At 62.2% G+C, this 18,808-nt stretch carries 21 protein-coding genes; 18 read left to right on the top strand and 3 right to left on the bottom strand.

Going from position 1 to position 18,808, the window contains the following annotated elements; translation table 11 throughout:
- The first annotated feature begins 9 nt into the window (after positions 1-9).
- The 10 genes from bamA (at position 10) to ACN9MZ_RS17565 (ending at position 9,976) form a co-directional block, all read left to right on the top strand.
- Positions 10-2,343 (top strand): outer membrane protein assembly factor BamA, encoded by a 2,334-nt coding sequence (gene bamA / locus ACN9MZ_RS17610; protein WP_426338263.1) that lies wholly within the window; start codon positions 10-12, stop codon positions 2,341-2,343.
- Between the two features lie 44 nt (positions 2,344-2,387).
- Positions 2,388-2,900 (top strand): OmpH family outer membrane protein, encoded by a 513-nt coding sequence (locus tag ACN9MZ_RS17605; protein ID WP_426161916.1) that lies wholly within the window; start codon positions 2,388-2,390, stop codon positions 2,898-2,900.
- Between the two features lie 19 nt (positions 2,901-2,919).
- Positions 2,920-3,975 carry a UDP-3-O-(3-hydroxymyristoyl)glucosamine N-acyltransferase gene (lpxD, locus tag ACN9MZ_RS17600; RefSeq protein ID WP_426338262.1) on the top strand — a complete coding sequence of 352 codons (1,056 nt, stop codon included), beginning with the start codon at positions 2,920-2,922 and terminating at the stop codon, positions 3,973-3,975.
- Entirely contained in the window at positions 3,972-4,433 is a 462-nt protein-coding gene (gene fabZ, locus ACN9MZ_RS17595) for a 3-hydroxyacyl-ACP dehydratase FabZ (protein ID WP_055924214.1), read from the top strand. The genes lpxD and fabZ overlap by 4 nt, the downstream gene beginning before the upstream one ends.
- A gap of 4 nt (positions 4,434-4,437) precedes the next feature.
- Positions 4,438-5,229, top strand: coding sequence for an acyl-ACP--UDP-N-acetylglucosamine O-acyltransferase (lpxA, locus tag ACN9MZ_RS17590; protein WP_426338261.1), 792 nt, complete (start codon positions 4,438-4,440; stop codon positions 5,227-5,229).
- The gene (gene lpxB, locus ACN9MZ_RS17585; RefSeq protein WP_426338260.1) at positions 5,213-6,367 is read left to right on the top strand and encodes a lipid-A-disaccharide synthase; all 1,155 of its coding nucleotides are present in this window, start codon (positions 5,213-5,215) and stop codon (positions 6,365-6,367) included. Before lpxA ends, lpxB begins: the two co-directional genes overlap by 17 nt.
- Before the next feature lie 130 nt (positions 6,368-6,497).
- Positions 6,498-7,115: a ribonuclease HII gene (gene rnhB / locus ACN9MZ_RS17580; RefSeq protein ID WP_426338259.1), complete on the top strand. Its 618-nt coding sequence runs from the start codon at positions 6,498-6,500 to the stop codon at positions 7,113-7,115.
- Positions 7,112-7,897 carry a TrmH family RNA methyltransferase gene (locus ACN9MZ_RS17575; RefSeq protein WP_426338258.1) on the top strand — a complete coding sequence of 262 codons (786 nt, stop codon included), beginning with the start codon at positions 7,112-7,114 and terminating at the stop codon, positions 7,895-7,897. Before rnhB ends, ACN9MZ_RS17575 begins: the two co-directional genes overlap by 4 nt.
- 28 nt (positions 7,898-7,925) lie before the next feature.
- The gene (locus tag ACN9MZ_RS17570) at positions 7,926-9,125 is read left to right on the top strand and encodes an EAL domain-containing response regulator (RefSeq protein WP_426338257.1); all 1,200 of its coding nucleotides are present in this window, start codon (positions 7,926-7,928) and stop codon (positions 9,123-9,125) included.
- Entirely contained in the window at positions 9,125-9,976 is an 852-nt protein-coding gene (locus ACN9MZ_RS17565) for a hypothetical protein (RefSeq protein WP_426338256.1), read from the top strand. The genes ACN9MZ_RS17570 and ACN9MZ_RS17565 overlap by 1 nt, the downstream gene beginning before the upstream one ends.
- Here the strand turns inward: ACN9MZ_RS17565 and ppsR are convergent.
- A complete protein-coding gene (gene ppsR, locus ACN9MZ_RS17560; protein WP_426338255.1) occupies positions 9,951-10,796 on the bottom strand; it encodes a posphoenolpyruvate synthetase regulatory kinase/phosphorylase PpsR in 846 nt (281 codons plus the stop codon). The two genes, ACN9MZ_RS17565 and ppsR, sit on opposite strands and share 26 nt — an antisense overlap.
- 16 nt (positions 10,797-10,812) lie before the next feature.
- Here ppsR and ACN9MZ_RS17555 point away from each other — a divergent pair, with 16 nt between their 5' ends.
- From ACN9MZ_RS17555 to ACN9MZ_RS17520, 8 genes are all read left to right on the top strand, one after another.
- Positions 10,813-10,953 (top strand): hypothetical protein, encoded by a 141-nt coding sequence (locus ACN9MZ_RS17555; RefSeq protein WP_426338254.1) that lies wholly within the window; start codon positions 10,813-10,815, stop codon positions 10,951-10,953.
- Positions 10,950-13,376: a phosphoenolpyruvate synthase gene (gene ppsA / locus ACN9MZ_RS17550; RefSeq protein ID WP_426338253.1), complete on the top strand. Its 2,427-nt coding sequence runs from the start codon at positions 10,950-10,952 to the stop codon at positions 13,374-13,376. The genes ACN9MZ_RS17555 and ppsA overlap by 4 nt, the downstream gene beginning before the upstream one ends.
- A gap of 70 nt (positions 13,377-13,446) precedes the next feature.
- On the top strand, positions 13,447-13,866 hold the full coding sequence (locus tag ACN9MZ_RS17545; protein WP_426338252.1) for an NfeD family protein: 420 nt from the start codon (positions 13,447-13,449) through the stop codon (positions 13,864-13,866).
- A 13-nt stretch (positions 13,867-13,879) separates the two neighbouring features.
- A complete protein-coding gene (locus tag ACN9MZ_RS17540; RefSeq protein WP_426338251.1) occupies positions 13,880-14,800 on the top strand; it encodes an SPFH domain-containing protein in 921 nt (306 codons plus the stop codon).
- 166 nt (positions 14,801-14,966) lie between these two features.
- Positions 14,967-15,389, top strand: coding sequence for a DUF4259 domain-containing protein (locus ACN9MZ_RS17535; protein WP_426338250.1), 423 nt, complete (start codon positions 14,967-14,969; stop codon positions 15,387-15,389).
- Positions 15,386-16,459: a hypothetical protein gene (locus ACN9MZ_RS17530; RefSeq protein WP_426338249.1), complete on the top strand. Its 1,074-nt coding sequence runs from the start codon at positions 15,386-15,388 to the stop codon at positions 16,457-16,459. The genes ACN9MZ_RS17535 and ACN9MZ_RS17530 overlap by 4 nt, the downstream gene beginning before the upstream one ends.
- Before the next feature lie 12 nt (positions 16,460-16,471).
- A complete protein-coding gene (locus ACN9MZ_RS17525; RefSeq protein ID WP_426161898.1) occupies positions 16,472-16,720 on the top strand; it encodes a DUF1272 domain-containing protein in 249 nt (82 codons plus the stop codon).
- On the top strand, positions 16,698-17,543 hold the full coding sequence (locus ACN9MZ_RS17520) for an NAD-dependent protein deacetylase (RefSeq protein ID WP_426338248.1): 846 nt from the start codon (positions 16,698-16,700) through the stop codon (positions 17,541-17,543). The genes ACN9MZ_RS17525 and ACN9MZ_RS17520 overlap by 23 nt, the downstream gene beginning before the upstream one ends.
- Here ACN9MZ_RS17520 and ACN9MZ_RS17515 read toward each other — a convergent pair.
- Both ACN9MZ_RS17515 and ACN9MZ_RS17510 read right to left on the bottom strand, forming a co-directional pair.
- Positions 17,524-18,069 carry a FlgO family outer membrane protein gene (locus ACN9MZ_RS17515; protein WP_426338247.1) on the bottom strand — a complete coding sequence of 182 codons (546 nt, stop codon included), beginning with the start codon at positions 18,067-18,069 and terminating at the stop codon, positions 17,524-17,526. The genes ACN9MZ_RS17520 and ACN9MZ_RS17515 overlap by 20 nt on opposite strands.
- Complete coding sequence (locus tag ACN9MZ_RS17510) at positions 18,066-18,770, bottom strand: hypothetical protein (RefSeq protein ID WP_426338246.1); 705 nt, start codon at positions 18,768-18,770, stop codon at positions 18,066-18,068. The genes ACN9MZ_RS17515 and ACN9MZ_RS17510 overlap by 4 nt, the downstream gene beginning before the upstream one ends.
- Positions 18,771-18,808 lie beyond the last annotated feature (38 nt).

The raw sequence follows: 18,808 nt of genomic DNA, 5'->3' as shown, positions 1-18,808 counted from the left end.
GATTTGCCGATGAAATTACACACTGATCGTATCGCTCCCCAATTCCGCCGTACCCTGGTAGGCGCAGCCGTCCTGGCTTTCTGCTCCGGCAGCGCAATGGCCGCCGAGTCGTTCGTCGTCAAGGACATCCGCGTCGAAGGCATCCAGCGTACCGAAGCCGGCACCGTGTTCAGCTACCTGCCGGTGCGCGTGGGCGAAACCTTCAGTGACGACAAATCCGTAGCCACCATCAAGGCCCTGTACGCGACCGGCATCTTCAAGGATGTGAAACTGGAGCGCGACGGCAATGTGCTGGTGGTGATCGTGGAAGAACGCCCGGCAATCGCCAAGGTGGACTTCAAGGGCACCCACGAATTCGAGAAGGACATGCTGGTCAAGGCGCTGAAGGATATTGGCGTCGGCGAAGCGAAGACCTTCGACAAGGCATCGGTGGACCGCGCCGAACAGGAATTGAAGCGCCAGTACCTGTCGCGCGGCCTGTACGGCGTGAAGATCACCACCACCGTGACCCCGATGGAGCGTAACCGCGTCAGCATCGACTTCGACGTCGATGAGGGCGACGTGGCGCGCATCAAGCAGATCAATATCGTCGGCAACAAGGCATTCAGCGACAAGGAGCTGAAAGAGCAGATTGCCCTGAATACCGGCGGCTGGTTCAGCTGGTACACCAAGTCCGACCAGTATTCCAAGACCAAGCTGAATGGCGATATCGAGACCCTGAAGTCCTGGTACCTGGACCACGGCTATATCGAGATGAACGTGGACTCCACCCAGGTCTCGATTACGCCGGACAAGAAGGACATCTACATCACCATCAATATCACCGAGGGTGAGAAATACACCGTCTCCGACATCAAGTTCGAAGGCGAAATGTTCGGCCGCGAAGACGAACTGCGCCAGCTGGTGCTGCTGCAAAAAGGCAAGCTGTACTCCGGCAAGCTGCTGACCGCCACCAACAAGCTCATTACCGACCGCCTGGGCACCTTCGGTTTCGCCTTCGCCAACGTGAATGCCAACCCGGAAATCGACCAGGCCAAGCGCGAAGTCGCGTTCACCTTCTTCATCGACCCGGGCAAGCGCGCCTATGTGCGCCACATTAATATCTCGGGCAATACCACCACCCGCGACGAAGTTATCCGCCGCGAATTCCGCCAGTTCGAATCGAGCTGGTACGACGCCTCCAAGATCAAGGCTTCGCGCGACCGCGTCGACCGCACCGGCTATTTCAAGGACGTGACTGTCGACACGCCGGAAGCGCAGGGCACCTCCGACCAGGTGGACATCAACCTGTCCGTGGTCGAACGCCCGACCGGCAATTTCCAGATCGGCGGCGCTTTCTCGCAGGCTGAAAAATTCACCTTCAACGCGGCGATCCAGCAGGCCAACTTTGCCGGCTCTGGCAACACCGTGGGCCTGGAACTGAATACCTCGAAGTACAGCCGCACCATCGCGTTCTCGCACACCAATCCGTACTTCACGCCGGACGGCATCTCGCGCAGCTATGAGCTCTACCTGCGCACCTTCCGCCCGCCTGCAGTCAACACCGGTTTGTACACCATCAAGCAGACCGGCGGCCGCGTGAGCTTCGGCGTGCCGTTCTCCGAGCAGGACACCATCTTCTTCGGTATCGGCCTGGAAAAGTCGAACGTGGAAACCGACGAATCGTCGCCGACCTACTTCAAGCAGTATGTGCGCGACCTGGGCGGCCCGGCCAGCGGCGTCGGCTCGGTCAACGCCTACTCGGTGCCGCTGACCGCGGCGTGGGCGCGCGACAGCCGCGACTCCGCCATGACCCCGACCCTCGGTTACATGCAGCGCATCAACCTGGAACTGGATGCGATCGGCGAATCGAAATACTGGCGCGCGGTGTACGAAACCCAGTGGTACAGGCCGCTGACCAACAAGATCACCCTGGCGCTGAAGGGCGAGGTTGACTACGGCCGCGGCTTCGGCGGCAAGAACTACCCGGTCTTCAAGAACTTCTACGCCGGCGGCATCGGCTCGGTGCGCGGCTACCAGAGCTCCTCGCTGGGCGCGGTCGACCCGCGCTACGGCGACTCGCTGGGCGGTGCTTCGCGCCTGATCGGCAACGCCGAACTGCAGATGCCATTCCCGGGCCAGGGCCAGGACCGCTCGCTGCGCTGGTTTGGCTTCCTCGATGGCGGCCAGGTCTACGCGGAACGCCAGAAGATGCGCCTGTCCGAGCTGCGCTTCTCGGCCGGCCTGGGCTTGAGCTGGATTTCCCCGGTAGGCCCGCTGAAGTTGAGTTATGCTTTGCCTCTGAACGACAAACTGGGCGACCGCCTGGAACGCTTCCAGTTCCAGATGGGCACTGGTTTCTGATGCATTTAGTGCACCAAAGCAACTTATTTGGACGGAGAATCGAGTTGAAGACTGCAACCGCTACCCTGGGCAAAATCGCTGCCGTACTGGCGCTTGGCATGATGGCCGCGGCACCGGCGCTGGCGCAGTCCTCCCGGATTGCCTGGCTGAGCGCCGAGCGCATCTACAACGAATCGAAGCTGGCCAAGTCGGCCGACAACAAGCTGCGCGAGGAATTCTCCAGCCGCGAAAAAGCGCTGCAGGAACTGGCCATGCGCTCCAAGGCAGCGGCCGAGAAATGGGAAAAGGAAGGCGCCAGCAAGCCCGAGCCTGAGCGCAGCAAGCTGCAGCGCGAAGCCTACGAGGCGGACCTGAACTTCCAGCGCCGCCAGCGCGAGTTCCGCGAAGACCTGAACCAGCGTACCAACGAGGAGCGTGCTGCGATTGCCGAAAAGGCGACGAAGATCATCAAGCAGCTTGCAAATACCGAAGGCTACGACATCGTCCTGCAGGACGCCGTGTGGGCCAGCCCGCGCATCGACATCACCAACAAGGTGCTGGAAGCGTTGGACAAATAACAGATAGATTGGATTACAGATGGGCCTTCGGCTAGGAGAACTGGTCGAGCGCCTGGGCGGCCAACTGGTGGGGGACCCGGAACTTTACGTTGCCGGGATCGCGCCGTTGACCGATGCAGGCGCTTCGCATATCAGCTTCCTCAGTAACAGCAAATTCCGTTCACAAGCAGGGCAAAGCCAGGCGGCAGCCCTGATTGTCAGCGCCAATGACGATGCCACCGTGGCAGAAACCTTCAAGGGTGCCCGCATCGTCGTCAAGAATCCCTACGTGTACTTTGCCCGTGCCGCGCAGATCTTCGAAGCGCAGACGGCCTACGTGCGCCCGGCCGGCGTGCACCCGACGGCCTACGTCGACCCGGCTGCGAGCGTGGACGCCACTGCCCATATCGGCCCCAAAGTGGTGGTCGAAGCCGGCGCCGTGATCGGCGCCGGCGTCGTGCTCGATGCCGGCTGCTACATCGGCCGCGATGCGCAGGTAGGCGAGGCGACGCATTTCTTTGCCAACGTGACTTTCCATTCGAAGTGCGTGATCGGCAAGCGCGGCATCATCCACTCGGGCGCCGTGGTCGGCACCGACGGCTTCGGCTTTGCCAATGACGGCGGGGTCTATGTGCGCATTCCGCAGGTGGGCCGCGTAGTGATCGGCGACGATGTCGATATCGGCGCCAATACCACCGTTGACCGTGGCGCACTGGCGGACACCATTATTGAAGACGGCGTGAAACTGGACAACCAGATCCAGATCGGCCACAACTGCCATATCGGCGCGCACACGGCCATGGCCGGCTGCGTCGGCGTGGCAGGCAGCGCAAAAATCGGCAAGTACTGCACTTTCGGCGGCGCGGCGATGATCCTGGGCCATCTGACGATTGCGGACCATGTCCATATTTCGTCGGGCAGCCTGGTATCGCGCTCGATCACCGAACCAGGGCAATACACGGGTTTCTACCCCTTGGCCAAGAACAGCGACTGGGAGAAGTCGGCTGCGATTGTCCGGAACTTGCCGACGATGCGCGATAAAATGCGCGCGCTGGAAAAAACCATTAAAACTAAAACCGAAGACGAAGAATCATGACGACTACCGAAAACAAGACGATGGACATCTGCGAGATCAAGGCTTACCTGCCGCACCGCTACCCGCTGCTGCTGGTTGATCGCGTCATCTCTTATGAAGAGAACAAGTCCATCACCGCCATCAAGAACGTGACCGTGAACGAAGAGTTCTTCAACGGCCACTTCCCGCACAAGCCGGTCATGCCGGGCGTGCTGATGATCGAAGCGATGGCGCAGACCGCAGCCCTGCTGTCGTTCAAGTCCATGGGCATCAAGCCGGACGAGAATTCGGTGGTGTACTTCGTCGGCATCGACAATGCGCGCTTCAAGCGCCCGGTCGGTCCCGGCGACCAGCTGAAGATGGACGTGGAAATCCTGCGCAATGCGCGCGGCATCTGGAAATACAAGGCGGTCGGCTCGGTCGACGGCCAGGTAGCGCTGGAAGCTGAGCTGATGTGCACCATCCGCTCCGTGGAGTAAGAGCATGGCGAGCATCCACTCAAGCGCGATTGTCGACCCGAAAGCCGAACTGGCTGCCGGCGTCGAGATCGGCCCCTACACGATCATTGGCCCGAACGTGGTAATTGGCGAGAACACCGTGGTGGGCCCGCACGTCGTGATCGAGGGCCATACCACGATCGGCAAGAACAACAAGTTCTTCCAGTTCTCCTCCATCGGCGCCGCGCCGCAGGACAAGAAATGGAACGGCGAGCCGACCCGCCTGGAAATCGGCGACGACAACACCATCCGCGAATTCTGCACTTTCAACCTTGGCACGGTGCAGGACAAGGGCGTGACCAAGCTGGGTAACAACAACTGGATTTCGGCCTACGTCCACCTGGCGCATGACTGCGTAGTCGGCAACAACACGATCTTCTCGAATAACGCGCAGATGGCGGGCCACGTCGAGATCGGCGACTGGGTGATCATGTCCGGCTTCGCCAACGTGCACCAGTTCTGCAAGATCGGCGCCCACGCTTTCGTCGGCATGAGCACCAGCCTGACCCAGGACGTGCCGCCCTACGTGCTGCTGAACGGCAATCCAGCTGCAGCGCATGGCGTCAACATCGAAGGGCTGAAACGCCGCGGCTTCAGCCGCGAGCAGATCAACGCCATCCGCAACGCCTACAAGATCCTGTACCGTTCCGGCCTGACGCTGGACGAAGCCAGGGCAGCCATGCTGGAAGCCGAAGCCGGGCTGCCGGAAGATTGCGCAGCCGCCGCGCGCTCGATGCGCGAATTCCTCGATACGACTACCCGTGGCATCGTCCGCTGACGTATCGATTGCAGTCGTTGCCGGCGAACCTTCCGGCGACCTGCTGGCGGGCCGCCTGCTAGGCGGCCTGCGCCCGCACCTGCCCGAAGCGCGCTTCCACGGCATCGGCGGCCCGGCCATGATGGAACATGGCTTCGAATCGCAGTGGCCGATCGAGAAGATGACCGTGCGCGGGCTGTTCGAGATCATTCCCCGCTACCGCGAGCTGAAAGGCATCCAGAACACGCTGCGCGACCAGTTGCTGGCCGAGCGGCCTGCCTGTTTCATCGGCGCCGACTATCCGGGCTTCAACCTGGGACTGGAAGCGCAGTTGCGCGACGCCGGCATCCCGACCGTGCACTACATCGGCCCGCAGATCTGGGCCTGGCGCGGCGGCCGCATCAAGAAGATCGTCAAATCTGTCTCGCACATGCTGGTGATCTTCCCGTTCGAGGAAGAGATCTACAAGAAGGCTGGCGTGCCCGTGACTTACGTCGGCCACCCGCTAGCCGAAGTGATCCCGTTGCAGCCTGACGAAGCGGCCGCGCGCCGCCAACTGGGCATTGCCGAGGACGCCACCGTGGTATGCGTCATGCCAGGCAGCCGCATGGCTGAACTGAAGTACAACACGGCCGCCTTCGTTGGCGCCTGCAAGCTGCTGCTGCAGCGCGAGCGCAAGTTGAAATTCGTGGTGCCGATGGCCGGCGAAAAGCAGCGCAGGTATTTCCTGGAGCTGGTGGCCGAAGCCGGCCTGCAGGACGTCGAGCTGATGCTGCTGGATGGCCAGTCGCACACCGCCATCTGCGCCGCCGATGCCGTGCTGGTGGCTTCCGGCACCGCCTCCCTGGAAGTGGCCTTGTTCAAGAAGCCGATGGTAATTGCCTACAAGATGATGGCCGCATCCTGGCATATCATGAGGCATATGGGCTACCAGCCGTGGATCGGCCTGCCGAACATCCTGGCGCGTGAATTCCTGGTGCCGGAAATGCTGCAGAACGCCGCAACAGCCGAGACGCTGGCCGACGCCATGTGGAAACAACTGAGCGACGTGCCGCACCGCCTGCAGCTGGTGCAGCGCTTCACCGACATGCATTACAGCCTGCTGCGTAACAGCGCCCAGGAAGGCGCCGCAGCGGTGCTGAAGGTCATCAACAGATAAGCCCGTGTCCCACCATGGGGTCACACCCGAAATGGGACACGATCCCAGCCGTATCGCGGATCAGCCCGTGTCCCGATTCGGGTGTGACCCCAAGGTGGGACACGAACTGGACAGTAGAAAGAATTGAGTGATGTCCCAACAATCCGGTCTGTTTGACGACCTTCCATATTCCCTCGAGGAGATCATTTGCGGCGTCGATGAGGCGGGGCGCGGCCCCCTGGCTGGGCCGGTGTTTGCCGCTGCCGTGATCCTCGATCGCAACCGCCCGATTCAGGGTCTGCGCGATTCCAAGAAGCTCAACGAGGCAAAGCGCGACGAGCTGGCGCCCCTGATCCGCGAGCACGCGATCGCTTGGGCCGTGGCCAAGGCTTCGGAAGAGGAAATCGACCGCCTGAACATCCTGCAGGCCAGCTTGCTGGCCATGAAGCGTGCGGTGTATGCGCTGCAAACCGTGCCGACCCTCGCGCTGATCGACGGCAACAAGTGCCCGGTCATGCGCATCCAGAGCATCGCCATCGTGGAAGGGGACGACAAGATCGAATCCATTTCAGCCGCCTCCATCCTGGCCAAGACCGCGCGCGACGCCGCGCTGATCAAGCTGCACAAGAAATACCCGCAATACGGCTTCGACCAGCACAAAGGCTATGGCACGGCGCTGCACCTGGAGCGCCTGCGCGAGCACGGCGCCTCGCCGGTGCACCGCCGCAGCTTTGCGCCGGTGCGTGAAGTCCTGGAGCGTGACCTGTGAAGAACATCACTTCGCGCGACAACGCGCAATACAAGGAACTGGCCAAGCTCGCCACCAACTCGCAGGCGCGCCGCAAGGCTGGCCGCAGCCTGCTGGATGGCGTGCATCTGTGCGAGACCTGGCTTGCCTTGCGCGGCCATCCCGAACAAGCCATCGTGGCCGAAGGCGCGCTGCACAACCCGGAGGTGGCCGCCATCATCGCCCGACTGGAGGCAGAGCACGCCCATATCCTGTGCCTGAGCGACCAGCTTTACCATGCCGTCAGCCAGGTCGAACACGGCGTCGGCCTGATGTTCCTGATCGCCACGCCGCAGAAAGAGGTGCCTCGAGCGCTGAGCGTCAACGCCGTCCTGCTGGATAATGTACAGGACCCGGGAAACGTCGGCTCCATCCTGCGCAGCGCGGCCGCCGCAGGCGTGAAGGAGGTATATTGCGCCCCCGGCACCGCCTTCTGCTGGTCGCCGAAAGTGCTGCGCGCCGCCATGGGCGCCCACTTTGTGCTGGATATCTACGAAAACGTCGACCTGCCGCAATTGGTGCAGGGCGCGCAAATCGCCACCCTGGCCACCAGCGGCTACGCCGCCGAACAGTTGTACTGGCTCGACCTGAAACGCCCCGTGGCATGGATCTTCGGGCATGAAGGGCAGGGTATCTCGGACACGCTGTTAAGCACGGCCACCCACCGCGTCATCGTGCCCCACCTGGGCAAGGTCGAATCGCTGAATGTTGCCGCATGCGCGGCAGTATGCTTTTTCGAGCAAGTAAGGCAAAATCTGGCTTAATAAAACTAACCATGCTGGAATGGGCGTTATGGAAATTGCAAGCTTGCACTTCCTGGTCGCCGAGGGCGAACCCGTCCAGCGCGAGCTATTGGCCGGCATGCTGCGCCACCTGGGCGCCCGGCACGTGACCCAGGCATCAGATGGGCTGAGTGCATTGCGCCTGCTTGAAATCGGCCTCAATCCGCCCGCCAACATCGCCCTGATGGACCTGACGCTGCCCGGCATGGACGGGCTGGAAGTGCTACGGCGCCTGGCCGAAATCGACTGCCGGGCTGGCATCATCATCTTCGCTTCGCAAAGCGCCGACGTGCTGTTTTCCGTCGAGACCATGGCCGAAGCCTATGGACTCGATGTGCTGGGCAGTTCGGCCAAGCCAATCACCTCGGACAGGCTACAGGAACTGCTTGCCAACTACCGGCAGCCTTCCGCCGAGCCGGAAGCGGGAGCGCAGCATCCCGAGTTCAGCTTCGCCGAAGTCGGGCGCGGGCTGCAGGGGCGAGAATTCGATCCCTATTTTCAGCCCAAGATCGAACTGGAGACCTGCGCTGTCAAAGGGCTGGAAGTGTTCGCCCGCTGGCGCCATCCCGAGCATGGGGTGCTTGGGCCTTCGGCATTCATGCCGGTGCTCGAAAGCGTGCGCCGCATTGATTTCCTCGACTGGTGCATGATCGAGAAGTCGGTCGCAGCCTGTCGCGGCCTGCATGACAAGGGGATTCCGATTTCGATCTCGGTCAACGTGGACCCTGGCACCCTGGCGCACCCGCAGTTCATCGCCCAGATGACGGCCTGCCTGGAGCGCCACCGCATCCGCTCCGACTATGTCACGTTCGAGATCACGGAAGCTTCAGTACTGACCACCAATCCGCATTTCATCGAACGGCTTTTGCGCCTGCGCATGATGGGATTCGGGCTGGCGATCGACGACTACGGCACTGGGCGCTCCAACCTGCAACTGTTGGCCGCCATTCCGTTCTCCGAGCTGAAGATCGATCCCGGCTTCGTCGATGGCGCCGCGCGCAAGCGCCCCATCGGCACCGTCCTCAAAACCTGCCTTGGGCTGGCGCGCAGCCTGTCGCGCCATGGCTGCGCAGTGGGAGTGGAAAGCAGGGATGACTGGGACTTCCTGCAAGGACTGGGCTGCACCTATGCCCAGGGTTTTTATATTGCCAACCCGATGCCGGTGGACGACATCCCGGGCTGGCTGGATGACTGGAAAGACTTCTTCTAATGAAAAAACGATGGATTGCAGGGCTGCTCATCGCGGTCAGCCTGCCGGTCGGCGCTGCCTTTACGCCCGTTGGCCAGATGGCCTTTTACGGCGCGCGCGCCTGGTTGTCCAGCAAGGACCACTTCACGCAGTGCACGCCCGATCCCCGCATTTGGTGCGAGCCCGGCGCCGAGGCCTTCGGCGCATCCGTCGCACCGCTGCTGCCGGCAGCCATCGGCCATGATGAACAGGCCTTCGGCATGGCGTACGTGGCTCCGGTTCGCGTCAATGTGTACGCCAGTGACGAGAGTTTCTCGCGTTACGGCGCTGTTGCCCCGCGCGCAGCCGGAGTGGTGGTGCTGGGCGATGTGCACCTTGCGCCGAAAATGCAGGCCTGGGCAACCGAACGCACGGCGGCCGTCGTGACGCACGAACTGGCGCACCTGCACCTGGTGCAGCGGATCGGCACGTCCGGCATCGGCAAATTGCCCAACTGGTTCTGGGAAGGCTTGCCGACCTATCTGTCGGGCGGTGGCGGCGCTGGCAATGTGACGCGTGAGGAGGCAGTGCAGGCCTTCGTGCACGGCCGGCACATGATCCCGGAGGATGAGGGCTCCCTGTTCGCGCCCAAGCAGGCGCCCAGCTACGGGCTGGCGCATGCCATGTATTACCGCCAAGCGTCGGTGCTGGTAGGGTGGATGGACGAAAAAGACCCGGCTGCGTTCAAGCGCCTGTTGGCGGCGGTCGGCCGCGGCGAAGCGTTTGCCGGCGCGGTGAGCGGCGCCTATGGCCGCCCGCTGGAGGCCTTGTGGGCCGAGTTCCAGCAGGCGATGCGGGCGGAAATCCTCAATAAACCGAGCGGCTCGGCTTGATTTCCTGCAGGATGGTGGTGGAAATCTCTTCGATCGACTTGGTGGTGGACGAGAGCCAGCGGATGCCTTCGCGCCGCATCATGGCTTCCGCCTCGTTCACCTCATAGCGGCAGTTTTCCAGCGAAGCGTACTTGGAGCCGGCGCGGCGCTCGTTACGGATCTCCGACAGGCGCTGCGGCTCGATGCTCAGGCCAAAAATCTTCGATTTGTACGCATACAGCGCCGAAGGCAGCTTGCCGCGCTCGAAATCGTCCGGAATCAGCGGGTAATTGGCCGCTTTCACGCCATATTGCATGGCCAGGTACAGCGAAGTAGGGGTTTTGCCCGAGCGCGATACGCCGACCAGGATCACGTCCGCCGAGGACAGGTTCTTGTTCGATTGACCATCGTCGTGCGCCAGCGAGAAGTTGATTGCCTCGATACGGTTCTTGTATTCCTCGCTGTCCACCACATTGTGGGAGCGGCCGATGGTATGAGTCGACTTGACGCCCAATTCCTGCTCGAGCGGCGCCACGAAGGTCTGGATCAGGTCCATATGCATGGCGTTGGCGCGCTGGATCACGTCCGACAGCTCCGCTTTCACCAGGGTCGAAAAGACGATCGGCTTGGCGCCATCCTCGGCCCCGATCTCGTTAATTTTGCGCACTGCATCATAAGCCTTGTCGCAGGTATCGATGAAGGGCAGGCGGATCTGGCGGAAGCGCAGGTCGAACTGCGTCAGCACCGAATGGCCGAAAGTTTCGGCGGTGATGCCCGTTCCGTCAGAGACAAAAAAGACGGTGCGGCTCGAGGCCGGCAATAATCGTTGATCTAGTGGCATCAAAAGAGCTTTTCCAATGGATGAATCGTCAATTTGCGGCGCAGGCTGTAAAATGCTTGCCAACGGTAAGATTGTGCTGCACGGCGCCAAGAATGACAAGAACGAAGCCAAGCATGCCTGCGTAAAGATTTTTATCATCAAAAAGGTGTCTTTATGACTAACGCAGCATTGAAGGAGCAATCCGACGGGGTGTACGTTGCCTCGTTCGAGAATTTGCGCATGACGGATGTCGAATCCGTCGGCGGCAAGAACGCGTCGCTGGGCGAGATGATCTCCCAGCTGGCCGGTGCAGGTGTGCGGGTGCCAGGCGGCTTCGCAACCACCGCCCAGGCCTTCCGCGACTTCCTGTCGCACAGCGTTGACGGTGGCCCATCGCTGGCCAAGCGCATCGCTGACCGCCTTGAACACCTGGACGTCGACGACGTCCGCGCCCTGGCAGCATCGGGCGCAGAAATCCGCCAATGGATCATCGACACCCCTTTCCAGCCACGCCTGGAAGCCGATATCCGCGCTTTCTACGACAAACTGGTCGCAGACTCCACCACCGAAGTGTCGTTCGCCGTGCGCTCCTCGGCCACCGCGGAAGACCTGCCTGACGCATCGTTCGCAGGCCAGCAGGAATCCTTCCTGAACGTGGTCGGCATCGACAACGTGCTGGAAGCGATGAAGCACGTGTTTGCATCGCTGTACAACGACCGCGCGATCTCCTATCGCGTACACAAGGGCTTCACCCACGCTGAAGTGGCGCTGTCGGCCGGCGTGCAGCGCATGGTGCGTTCCGACCTGGGCGCTTCGGGCGTGATGTTCACCATCGATACCGAATCGGGCTTCAAGGACGTGGTCTTCATCACTTCCTCCTACGGCCTGGGCGAAACCGTGGTGCAGGGCGCCGTGAACCCGGACGAATTCTACGTCCACAAGCCGATGCTGGAACAGGGCAAGTCGGCCGTGATCCGTCGCAATATCGGCTCCAAGCTGATCAAGATGGAATTCACCAACGAAGCCAAGGCCGGCCGTTCCGTGAAGACCGTCGATGTGCCGATCGAGATGCGCAACCGCTACTCGCTGGTCGACGCGGAAATCGTCGAACTGGCCAAGTACGCCATGATCATCGAGAAGCACTATGGCCGCCCGATGGACATCGAGTGGGGCAAGGATGGCCGCGACGGCAAGCTGTACATCCTGCAGGCCCGTCCTGAAACCGTGAAATCGCAGCAGAAAGCCACCGACTCGCAGCAGCGCTTCAAGCTCAAGTCGAGCGGCACCGTGCTGACCTCCGGCCGTGCGATCGGCCAGAAGATCGGCGCCGGCCCTGTGCGCGTGATCAGCGATCCCAGTGAAATGGAACGCGTGCAGCCGGGCGACGTGCTGGTAGCCGACATGACCGACCCTAACTGGGAACCGGTAATGAAGCGCGCCTCGGCAATCGTCACCAACCGCGGCGGCCGTACCTGCCACGCGGCGATCATCGCGCGTGAACTGGGCGTGCCGGCAGTGGTAGGCTGCGGCGACGCAACCGACGTCCTGAAAGACGGCAACTTCGTGACCGTGTCCTGCGCCGAAGGCGACGAGGGCAAGATCTACGACGGCCTGCTGGAAACCGAGATCTCCGAAGTGTCGCGTGGCGAACTGCCTCCGATCAAGACCAAGATCATGCTGAACGTGGGCAACCCGCAGCTGGCCTTCGACTTCCAGTCCGTGCCGAACAACGGCGTGGGCCTGGCCCGCCTCGAGTTCATCATCAATAACAATATTGGCGTGCACCCGAAAGCGATCCTGGAATACCCGAACATCGATGCTGACCTGAAGAAGGCGGTGGAATCGGTCGCCCGCGGCCACGCTTCGCCGAAACAGTTCTACATCGACAAGCTGGCCGAAGGCATCGCCACCATCGCCGCAGCCTTCTGGCCGAAGAAAGTGATCGTGCGCCTGTCCGACTTCAAGTCCAACGAGTACAAGAAGCTGATCGGCGGTTCGCGCTACGAGCCGGATGAGGAAAACCCGATGCTGGGCTTCCGCGGCGCCGCGCGCTACCTGTCCGAAGACTTCGCCGCCGCATTCGAAATGGAATGCGTCGCGATGAAACGCGTGCGCGAAGAAATGGGCCTGACTAACGTCGAAATCATGGTGCCGTTCGTGCGCACCCTGGGCCAGGCGGAAAAAGTGGTCAACCTGCTGGCCAAGAACGGCCTGAAACGCGGCGAAAATGGCCTGCGCGTCATCATGATGTGCGAGGTGCCATCCAACGCCGTGCTGGCGGAGCAATTCCTGCAGCACTTCGACGGCTTCTCGATCGGCTCCAACGACCTGACCCAGCTGACCCTGGGCCTGGACCGCGACTCCGGCATGGAACTGCTGGCAGCCGACTTCGACGAGCGCGATCCTGCAGTGCGTGCGCTGCTGGGCATGGCCATTTCGGCGTGCATCAAGCTGAACAAGTACATCGGCATTTGCGGGCAGGGTCCTTCCGACCATCCGGAACTGGCCGTGTGGCTGATGCAGCAGGGTATCGAGACCATGTCGCTGAACCCGGACTCGGTCATCGACACTTGGCAGAAGCTGGCAGAAATGCAACAATAAACCGCCGATAAGCGGCTTGAACCCCCGTGGCCTTGTCGGCAGCGGGGGTTTTTTACTTTTGGAGGTTGTGATGGCTGACTGGATGTTGTGGGCGATTGGCGCGGGCGTGCTGGTCACCCTCGAACTGTTTAGCGGCACGTTCTACCTGCTGATGATTGCCATCGGCATGGGGGCGGGCGCGCTTGCTTCGCTGGCGCGCATCGACATGCCGGGCCAGATGCTGGTGGCCGCCATCGTCGCCGCCATCGCCACGCTGCTGCTGCGCCGCAGCCGCTTTGGCAAGACCACGCAGCCGCCGGCGGCGTCCAACCCGGACGTCAACCTGGACATCGGCCAGACCGTGAGCGTGGCCGCCTGGCAGGACGGCGCTGCACGCGTGATGTATCGCGGCGCCATGTGGGATGTGGAGCTGGCGCCGGGCGAAGCAGCGGCACCGGGCGTATTCAGGATTCGCGAGATTCGCGGCAGCCGGCTGATCGTCGGCACATAACAGGGAGAAGTGAATGGAAATCAGTTTTGGCACTGTCACGCTGGTGGTCTTTATCGTCGCACTGGTGTTTGTATTCAAGACCATCAACGTGGTGCCGCAGCAGCACGCATGGGTGGTCGAGCGGCTTGGCAAATACCACGCCACCCTGGGGCCCGGCCTGAATATCGTGGTGCCGTTCATTGACCGCATCGCCTACAAGCACGTGCTGAAAGAGATCCCGCTGGATGTGCCATCGCAGGTTTGCATCACCAAGGACAATACGCAGTTGCAGGTGGATGGCATCCTGTACTTCCAGGTGACCGATGCCATGCGCGCCTCCTACGGCTCCTCCAACTACATTGCCGCCATCACGCAGCTGGCACAAACGACGCTGCGCTCGGTGATCGGCCGCATGGAACTGGACAAGACGTTCGAAGAACGCGACCACATCAACTCCACGGTGGTGAACGCGATCGACGAATCGGCCGCCAACTGGGGCGTGAAAGTGCTGCGCTACGAAATCAAGGACCTGACGCCGCCGCAGGAAATCCTGCACGCCATGCAGGCCCAGATCACGGCCGAGCGCGGCAAGCGCGCGCTGATTGCAGCGTCCGAAGGCCGCAAGCAGGAGCAGATCAACATCGCCACCGGTGAGCGCGAAGCCGCGATCGCCCGTTCCGAAGGCGACAAGCAAGCGGCCATCAACCGCGCGCAAGGCGAAGCTGCCGCCATCCTCGCAATTGCCGAAGCGACTGCCGGCGCGCTGAAGCAGGTTGGTGCGGCGATCCAGCAGCCCGGCGGAGAAGCGGCAATGAACCTGAAAGTGGCGGAGCAATACGTCAGCGCGTTCGGCGAACTGGCCAAGACCAACAACAGCCTGATCGTGCCCGCCAACGTCGGCGAAATGAGCAGCCTGATCGCTACCGCCCTGCAAGTGATCAAGACCCAGAAATAACTATGGCCGGGCCCGTGTCCCACCCTGGGGTCACACCCGAAATGGGACACGAGCCCATGCGCACTACACCCGAGGCTGTGTCCCGAAACGGGTGTGACCCCAGGGTGGGACACGGGCTGGGCCGTAATTGCGTACAATGCGGCCTTATATCGTACAGGAGGCGCTTGTGGGAACCTGGGCTGTTGGACCGTTTGGCAATGACTTCGCGCAGGATTGGGCGGAGGATCTGCAGGAATCGAGGGATCTTTACTTTATCGAGGACACGCTGACCAACGTGTTGCAGGCGGAGACCACCGAGTACCTGGAGGCGCCATTTGGCGCCGAAGCGCTGGCGGCGGTGGAAACCTGGTCGCGCCTGCAAGGCAAGGGCGGGGCGAGGGATGAGGATTCCGAGCGCGTCGATGAGTGGGTGGCGGAGGTGCAGGCGAAGCTCAGCAAGCCGCGGGCCGATATCGCGGACAAGGCCCAGCGCGTGCTGGCGCTGGTGCTGTCCGATGCTTCCGAGTTGCGCGAGTTGTGGCAAGACAGCGAACATTACGAGGATTGGCTCGCTAGCGTGACCGAACTGCAGCGCAGGCTGTCGGCATGAGGCGCCTTCTTGCCGCTGCCCTGGCAGCGTCGTCGTTCACGGCATATGCTGGCGATGCCGCTACCGATGCCGCCATTACTGCCCGCATCGCCCAGATCCGCGCCATGCCGGCGGCTGCCAACGCCGCCGCAGCGGGAGCCCAGCGCCGCGAGCTGGATGCTGCCTGGCGCTTTTTCGGCGATTATCGTGAGGATGCAATTCCCTTGCTGCGCCGCGAGCTGGCTGCCGAATTGCGCTCGCCGCGCCCCAGCCAGCAGCTGTTGCTGGACGCCGCTTGCTTCCTGGCCGCTTACGGCGCCCAATCCGACAAGGCGCTTATCGTGCAAGCGGCATTGGCCATCAATCCCGATGCGGCGCTCGATGGCCCGCAGTTATTCCGCCTGGTGCACGCTGCCGCGGCTAGCCAGGATGCGCGCCTGCTGCCGTTGGTCGATCGCGCTTTCCTGCGCAAGGCTGTGAGCATTCCGCTGCCGCAACAAGGCTCCACCATTGACGAAACCGGGGTACGCGCTTTGCTGTATGGCCGCTTTGGCGCGGCGGCCGAGCGCCATCTTGCCGCGTTGTTGCGCGATTCTTCGCTGGCCAAGCCTGTGCTGGACTTGCTGCAGCTCGTCGGTTCGCCAGCCAGCGTGCCGGCCGTTGAGCCTCTGCTGCAAAGCCCGGACATGGAAGTGTTCACGCGCGCCGTGAACTTCCTGGTGCGCGCAGGCGGACCGCAGGGCCGCCAGGTGCTGCTGGCGCTCAAGCCCCAAGCGCTGTCGAAAGAAGCGCTGGCGTTCTTTGCCCCGATGCGCCAGCAGCTGGCGCAGCAGCCGGCACCGCAAGCAGGCAAGGGCAGCTTGGCTGACGCAGAAGTGCGGCGCCTGCTCGATACGCTGGAAGCAAATGGTGGCCGTTACGATGGCATTGATCCTGCGGTGATCGTGCAATCGCGACTGCCAAGGCAGGAATTGCTCGAGCGCCTGTCCCGCATCCGTGAACGCAGCTTTGCCCGCGTAAGTAATGAGGCGCTGGCCGATATCGACACCAGCAGCGCATTGCTGAATGCAATCAGCTACAAGAATCAATAAAGGAACCTGGAAATGCTGCAAATGCGACCCAACTGCGAATGCTGTAACAAGGACTTGCCGCCGGGTGCGCAGGATGCCTTGATCTGTTCTTTCGAGTGCACTTTCTGCGCCGATTGCGTGGACGAGAAGCTGCACGGCAAATGCCCGAACTGCGGCGGCGACTTCGCTCCGCGCCCAACCCGTGCCACAGCGAAGCTGGAAAAATACCCGGCGTCGACCGAACGCATTTTCAAGCCCAATGGATGCGCCGCTGTCGACTGAAGTTGAACTGGCGCGCTGGCTGGCGCGCCACAGCCGCGTGCTGGTCTTGACCGGTGCGGGGCTGAGTACTGCCTCCGGCATTCCCGGCTATCGCGACAAGGACGGCGTGCGACGCGGACGCACGCCGATCCAGGGCCCGGAATTCCGCCGCGACGAGGCGACCAGGCGGCGCTACTGGGCGCGCAGCATGGTGGGCTGGCCAACGATGGCGAGCGCCGTGCCGAATGCCGGCCATCGCGCGATCGCCGAACTGGAGGCCGCTGGCCACCTGCATTGCGTGATTACCCAGAACGTCGATGGCTTGCACCAGCGGGCCGGCAGCAAGCGCCTGATCGAATTGCACGGCAACCTGCACCAGGTAACCTGCCTCGCATGCCAGGCCCGCTATTCGCGCGCCAGCCTGCAGCCGCGGTTGGAGCGCGACAATCCCGAGCTGGCGAACATGCTGGTCCAGCCGCTGCCCGACGGCGATGCTGCGCTCGAACCGGATGCGCTGGAGGACTTCCATGCACCGGCCTGCGCTGCCTGCGGCGGCGCGCTGATGCCCGACGTGGTTTTCTTTGGCGATAACGTGCCGCCGGCACGCACCGCGCATGCACTGGCTGAAATGGAGGCGGCCGACGCGCTGCTGGTGGTCGGCACTTCGCTGATGGTGTTTTCCGGCTACCGTTTCTGCCGCATGGCTGCGGCGGCGGGCAAGCCGATTGCCGCGATCAACGCAGGCAGGACGCGCGCCGACGACCTGCTGTCGCTGAAACTGGAGTTGCCCGCGCAGGACGTGCTGCCGCGATTGGTGGGCTTGCTCAGCGCCCAAGCAGCATAGAACGCACCACGCTGTCCTTGGCCAGCACGTAGTCGGTGGCTGCCATCACCTGGTTGGTTTGGGGCTGTACCACCTTGATGTTGACGAAGACCGCGTCATTGGTTTCGCCGTATGAACCGACCACTACGGCCTGGGCATTGTGGTTATGCGCCACTTCGCCCACTTCGCGCGTCAACATCATTTCGCCTTGTTGGCGCTTCATGTAGACGGAATTGCGCAGCTTCATTTCGAGCATGCGCAGGCCGCCCTGGGCCAGGCGTGTCGACACCTGTTCCGATACCAGTCGGCCCAGCGTGGAGCTCTGGTCCAATGCGTCGATGTTGACCACGGTCGCCATGATCAAGGGCTTGTCGCCCGCCACGCGGCCATTGAGTTGCGCGAGCAGAGCGTCTGCTGCCCGGTAATTGGCGCCGACAAACTGATTTTGCGAGGTGGAGGCGTAGTCGTTCTCGGGCGGCTTGTTGGAGAACCAGGCGCAGCCTGCCAGTGAGAGCGGAAGAAGTAGGGCAGCGATAGCGCGCATCATCGGTCTCCTTTTACCTGGAAGCTCTGGCTAATTTGCGGTACGGCTTCGTCCCGTATGCCGTACAGGGCGCGATCGGAGTCGGCGACATAGTAGGTGTTCGACGCGCGCGCAAGGTAGCGATGTTCATCGGTCACGGACGCTGTAATGATAATCTCGGTGCGAGGCGTTGGTCCAGACGCGAATTCACTGCCGTACCATTGGTAGGCGTCGATGCCGGCGCCAACCCCGGCTGCGCCTGCAAAGCGGCCAAGCTTGCCGACCGGATCGCCAATGCGCTCAGCCAGCACCCAAACGCCCGTGGCGATGGCAGTTGCCACGCCTACCGTGGGCGCTTGCTTGCGATTCGGGCTGAATGTGATGGCCTGGATATCGAGGTCGATTTGCAGTGCGCCGGCGGGCGTGCGCGAAACCACGTAACCGTCCCTGACCAGCGAGGAGATCAGCTGGTTGCTGATAGCCTGTTGAAACGGAGTCTGGTTGACAGGGCTTGCCACGTACAGTGGGCGCGGCGGCGATGTCTTCAGCTCGGCGATAAGCTGTTGCTCCACATGGCCGGCGATCGCGTTCCAATGCGCCGCAGCCTGCAGCTTTTCCTGCCTGGTGGTGGGGAAATTGGTGGCGAGCGGTGCGGGCGAATACGGAGTCTTGCAGCCGCTGAGCGCAGCGGCTGCCATCAGTGCGAATGCGATTTTGGTCGCCATGTCATTTCCGGGCATTATTGATGGTGTAAAGTGTACCA

Origin of the sequence: Pseudoduganella sp. S-14 (assembly GCF_049913285.1) — a bacterium.
Lineage (GTDB): Bacteria > Pseudomonadota > Gammaproteobacteria > Burkholderiales > Burkholderiaceae_D > Rugamonas.
This window is presented reverse-complemented; position numbering and strand designations above follow the sequence as displayed.

Coding starts and splice junctions, on each gene's coding strand:
- bamA (WP_426338263.1), top strand. CDS start 10: ATGAAATTACACACTGATCGTATCGCTCCCCAATTCCGCCGTACCCTG.
- lpxD (WP_426338262.1), top strand. CDS start 2,920: ATGGGCCTTCGGCTAGGAGAACTGGTCGAGCGCCTGGGCGGCCAACTG.
- fabZ (WP_055924214.1), top strand. CDS start 3,972: ATGACGACTACCGAAAACAAGACGATGGACATCTGCGAGATCAAGGCT.
- lpxA (WP_426338261.1), top strand. CDS start 4,438: ATGGCGAGCATCCACTCAAGCGCGATTGTCGACCCGAAAGCCGAACTG.
- rnhB (WP_426338259.1), top strand. CDS start 6,498: ATGTCCCAACAATCCGGTCTGTTTGACGACCTTCCATATTCCCTCGAG.
- ACN9MZ_RS17570 (WP_426338257.1), top strand. CDS start 7,926: ATGGAAATTGCAAGCTTGCACTTCCTGGTCGCCGAGGGCGAACCCGTC.
- ACN9MZ_RS17565 (WP_426338256.1), top strand. CDS start 9,125: ATGAAAAAACGATGGATTGCAGGGCTGCTCATCGCGGTCAGCCTGCCG.
- ppsR (WP_426338255.1), bottom strand. CDS start 10,796: ATGCCACTAGATCAACGATTATTGCCGGCCTCGAGCCGCACCGTCTTT.
- ACN9MZ_RS17555 (WP_426338254.1), top strand. CDS start 10,813: ATGGATGAATCGTCAATTTGCGGCGCAGGCTGTAAAATGCTTGCCAAC.
- ppsA (WP_426338253.1), top strand. CDS start 10,950: ATGACTAACGCAGCATTGAAGGAGCAATCCGACGGGGTGTACGTTGCC.
- ACN9MZ_RS17545 (WP_426338252.1), top strand. CDS start 13,447: ATGGCTGACTGGATGTTGTGGGCGATTGGCGCGGGCGTGCTGGTCACC.
- ACN9MZ_RS17540 (WP_426338251.1), top strand. CDS start 13,880: ATGGAAATCAGTTTTGGCACTGTCACGCTGGTGGTCTTTATCGTCGCA.
- ACN9MZ_RS17530 (WP_426338249.1), top strand. CDS start 15,386: ATGAGGCGCCTTCTTGCCGCTGCCCTGGCAGCGTCGTCGTTCACGGCA.
- ACN9MZ_RS17525 (WP_426161898.1), top strand. CDS start 16,472: ATGCTGCAAATGCGACCCAACTGCGAATGCTGTAACAAGGACTTGCCG.
- ACN9MZ_RS17520 (WP_426338248.1), top strand. CDS start 16,698: ATGGATGCGCCGCTGTCGACTGAAGTTGAACTGGCGCGCTGGCTGGCG.
- ACN9MZ_RS17515 (WP_426338247.1), bottom strand. CDS start 18,069: ATGATGCGCGCTATCGCTGCCCTACTTCTTCCGCTCTCACTGGCAGGC.
- ACN9MZ_RS17510 (WP_426338246.1), bottom strand. CDS start 18,770: ATGGCGACCAAAATCGCATTCGCACTGATGGCAGCCGCTGCGCTCAGC.